The organism is Microbacterium sp., from assembly GCF_029263575.1.
Lineage (GTDB): Bacteria > Actinomycetota > Actinomycetes > Actinomycetales > Microbacteriaceae > Microbacterium.
Genome location: NZ_JAJUFV010000220.1, coordinates 1 through 3,696 on the forward strand (window position 1 = coordinate 1; position 3,696 = coordinate 3,696).

Below are 3,696 nucleotides of genomic sequence, written 5' to 3' on the forward strand. Positions count from 1 at the left end.
CGATGACGTCGTCGTCTTGCGGCGCTGCTGGCGAACCGATGCCGCGCTGCTCAGTCACGAGTGCGGTGACAGCGGCGAGACGTGCGCGGGATCTGGTGCCTGCGGCATCCGCTGTGCTCTTGATCTGATCTATGGTGAGCCCACCCGAAAGCCGGGCGAACTCACGGATCGTGAACGTCTGCCACAGCCGATGCGGGGCGAGCTCGACCGCGGCGGTTCGGTGCTCGCGTGACATCGCGAAGATGAGATCTGCGTCGTCCGCTATCGGATCAAGCAGCCAGCGGGCCCGGTGGCTCTCGACGTCTTCGTGGTCGGCGCCGAGTTCAACGGCCAGCTCTCGTGCCTCAGTCGTCATCGGCTTGTCGATGAGCGCGCGCGTACCGGCGCTGCTGATGCGAACCGGGATGTCACGACGCTCGTGGGCATCGTTTCGATTCTGCTTGCACTCGCCGGCGGATTCGGCTGGATGGTGCACCGGATGGACTCCACATCGAGCTCACTCGAGAGCAGGTTCGGTGCTCGTATTGACGGTGGTGACACGATGCTCGGTGCTCGCATTGACAGCGTCGAAAAGAATCCCGGTGCGCGTATCGACAAGGTCAGCGACGAACTCGTAGAGGTGAAGATCGCCGTTGCGCGCTTCGAAGGACCACCGCGGCACCTTCTCCCTGCGCGGTGAATCTCTCAGGCTGTCGCCGGTCGGCCTCGCGGCTTCTGCGCGAACAGCCTCACCGCGCAGCATCCGATGATCGTGCCGAGAGTGTTCGCGATGACGTCCGACAGCGTGGGATAGCGGCTGGGAAGCATCGTCTGCACCAGCTCGATCGCCGCGCTCGCTGCAAAACCCAACAGAATGATCCACCACGCGTTCGTGCGCGGCCAACCGGCCGCGACCAGCAGACCGAACGGCACGAAAAGTGCGATGTTCGCCGTGAACTCGAACAGCGTGTACGTCGTCGAAAGCGACACATCGAAGCGTTCAGAGACGAAACGTGCGACGCGGAAGACGATGCCCGTAACCCGGGATGCCGCGGAACCGGGCAACCACACGATCAGCGCCAGAACGATGCCATAGGGGATGAGGAGTACGCGCGCCGCGATCGCGAGAGCAGGCGTGCGGGACATGCAGACGAGTTTATGCGGCAGCATTGGCCCAACCTGCGGAAACCATCCACTGCGGTAGCGTCGCCAGCCTGACGGAACAGCAGGCTCCACTGTGTGGCGATCGTTGAGGACCAGAGCCTCTTCCGCTCGCTGCTCGAGTCGCTGATCCGGGCGCGCGATGACTTCACGATTGATCCGCGTGTCGAATGAAGCGAAGCTTCTGGGCGCTGCGCTCAACCATGCCGCTTTCAACATCGCGAACAGCCTGGGAGCGTGGCTGGGCGGGCTCGTCATCGCCGCAGGGTTCGGCTACCTGGCCCCAGGATGGGTCGGCGCCATGCTCGCCGCGGCCGGCCTGGTGCTCATCATCATCAGCGTGTCGGTCGAACGGCGTGACAGACGGCAGGGCATCGATACCGGCGGAATCGTCATCCCGCGGGCGTGACCGGCGCCGCGCTCAGATTCCCGCGCCGCCCCACTCCATCGATTCGGTGTAGCGCAGCAGCACACCCTCGCGCAACGCCCATGGCGAGACCTCGAGCTCGTCGATGTCGAGCAGCTTCATCGCGGTGTGCAGCGAAACGGCGGCCGCCACGATCTGGAACGTGCGGTCGGGCGTGATTCCCGGCAGTTCTTGACGAGCGGATGCCGGTAGCTTCGCGAGCCGCGGAATCCATGACTTCAACGCCGAACGCGCCATGACGGTGCGGTTGAAGCCGAGCCCTGAGACCTCGCGGCCGGCGAGGTTCGCCAGTGAGCGGATGGCCTTCGACGAACCGACGAAGTGATCGGGGCAGGGGAGGGCTTTCAGCTGCTCGACGACCGGGGCGAGCACCTCGCGGGCGTGTGCGCGCAACGGCCCGAGGGCGTCTTCGCCGGGAGGATCGTTCGGCAGGAACTGGATGGTCGTGCGGCCGGCGCCCAAGGGAAGGGACGCGGCCACTTCGGGCCGCTCGTCCTCTCCCGAGGCGAACTCGAACGAGCCGCCGCCGATGTCGAGCAGCAGAATGCGTCCGGCATCCCACCCGAACCAGCGCCGCACGGCGAGGAAGGTGAGCTCAGCCTCCTGCACACCCGTGAGCACCTGCAGCGGCTGGCCGAGTGCCTTCTCGATGCGGGCGATGACCTCGTCGCCGTTGATCGCGTCGCGCACGGCGCTGGTCGCCGTCGCCAACAGTGTCTCGACTCGATCGGCCTCGGCGATCTGTCGTGCACGGGTCACGGCGGTTTCGAGCGCCTGCACGCCCTCTTCGCTGATCGCACCCTCGGGGGTGAGGTAGCGCATCAGGCGCACGACGGTGCGATCGCTCGTCGTGGCCAGCGGTCTACCGCCCGGTCGCGCCTCGGCGGCAAGCAGGTGGACGGTGTTGGAGCCGATGTCGAGAATTCCCAGGCGCACGGTTTGAGCGTAGCGGGTCTCAGGCCGCGCGCGGTGTCGGCACTCGCATCCGCACCGATACGATGTAACGCGTGACTGCCGTGGATCCGACCCAGCCGCTGTCTCCGTATCGGGAGATCGGCCGTGCCGAATGGGCGCGCCTGGCCGCCGACCTCGACCAGCCGCTGAGCGAGACCGAGGTCGTCGAACTGCGGGGCCTCGGCGACCGGCTCTCGCTCGACGAGGTGCGCGAGGTGTACCTGCCGCTGAGCCGTCTGCTCAGCCTCTACGCCACCGCCACGAAGCGCCTCGGTGAGGCGACGAGTCAGTTTCTGCAAGAAGACGACAGCACCACCCCGTTCGTCGTGGGCGTCGCCGGATCGGTCGCCGTCGGCAAATCCACGATCGCTCGTCTGCTGCGCGAGCTCATGAGCCGGTGGCCGGGCACGCCGCGTGTCGAACTGGTCACGACCTACGGATTCCTGTACCCGAACGCCGAACTCGAACGGCGCGGACTCATGGAGCGCAAGGGCTTTCCGGAGTCGTACGACCGGCGCGCGCTGCTGGAGTTTCTGACCGAGGTCAAGAGCGGATCCGGCGAGGTGCGCGCACCCTTCTACTCGCATATGCGCTACGACATCGTTCCCGATGCGACCGTCGTGGTGCGCCGCCCCGACGTCGTCATCGTCGAGGGCCTCAACGTCCTGCAGCCGCCCCCGGCGCCGAACGACGTCGCCGTCAGCGACCTCTTCGACTTCTCGATCTACGTCGACGCCGATCCGAAAGACGTCGAGAAATGGTACGTCGATCGGTTCCTCGCGCTCCGGCAGAGCGCGTTCAGCAACGCCTCGTCCTACTTCAATGTCTTTGCGCATCTGACCGATGATGAGGCGGTCGCCACCGCGATGGGGTATTGGAACGACATCAACATGCCCAACCTCCTCGAGAACGTCATGCCGACCAAGCATCGTGCGACGCTCGTGCTCAACAAGGGCGCCGACCATGGCGTCGAGAGTGTGATGCTGCGCAAACTTTGACACGCGGCGGATCAATGCGCGAAGCGCGTTGATGCGCTGCGTGTCAAGGTTGAGCGAGCGCAGCGAGTCGAAACCCGTTGTGTGCGTTCAGCATCCGCTTTCGTTCGGCATCCTCGCAAATTCCGGCGCTTATTCTTGAACACATGTGTGGAATCGTCGGATACGTGGGCCCGCGGC

The 3,696-nt window shown here is 65.5% G+C and carries 5 protein-coding genes and 1 pseudogene; 2 read left to right on the plus strand and 4 right to left on the minus strand.

The window, feature by feature from the left end:
* The 3 genes and pseudogenes from Q1J95_RS15150 to Q1J95_RS15160 form a co-directional block, all read right to left on the minus strand.
* A pseudogene (locus Q1J95_RS15150) lies at positions 1–475 on the minus strand (hypothetical protein); the annotation flags it as partial.
* Positions 476–496: 21 nt separating this feature from the next.
* Positions 497–661, minus strand: a complete 165-nt coding sequence (locus Q1J95_RS15155; RefSeq protein ID WP_300269143.1) for a hypothetical protein — start codon at positions 659–661, stop codon at positions 497–499.
* A 23-nt stretch (positions 662–684) separates the two neighbouring features.
* Positions 685–1,125, minus strand: a complete 441-nt coding sequence (locus Q1J95_RS15160; protein WP_300269146.1) for a VanZ family protein — start codon at positions 1,123–1,125, stop codon at positions 685–687.
* 178 nt (positions 1,126–1,303) lie between these two features.
* Between Q1J95_RS15160 and Q1J95_RS15165 the strand changes: the two genes are divergently transcribed.
* Positions 1,304–1,549 carry a hypothetical protein gene (locus Q1J95_RS15165; protein WP_300269149.1) on the plus strand — a complete coding sequence of 82 codons (246 nt, stop codon included), beginning with the start codon at positions 1,304–1,306 and terminating at the stop codon, positions 1,547–1,549.
* Positions 1,550–1,561: 12 nt separating this feature from the next.
* Here the strand turns inward: Q1J95_RS15165 and Q1J95_RS15170 are convergent, their stop codons facing one another.
* Positions 1,562–2,503 (minus strand): Ppx/GppA phosphatase family protein, encoded by a 942-nt coding sequence (locus Q1J95_RS15170; RefSeq protein WP_300269151.1) that lies wholly within the window; start codon positions 2,501–2,503, stop codon positions 1,562–1,564.
* Positions 2,504–2,574: 71 nt separating this feature from the next.
* Between Q1J95_RS15170 and coaA the strand changes: the two genes are divergently transcribed.
* Complete coding sequence (gene coaA / locus Q1J95_RS15175; protein ID WP_300269152.1) at positions 2,575–3,519, plus strand: type I pantothenate kinase; 945 nt, start codon at positions 2,575–2,577, stop codon at positions 3,517–3,519.
* Positions 3,520–3,696 lie beyond the last annotated feature (177 nt).

Coding starts and splice junctions, on each gene's coding strand:
- Q1J95_RS15160 (WP_300269146.1), bottom strand. CDS start 1,125: ATGTCCCGCACGCCTGCTCTCGCGATCGCGGCGCGCGTACTCCTCATC.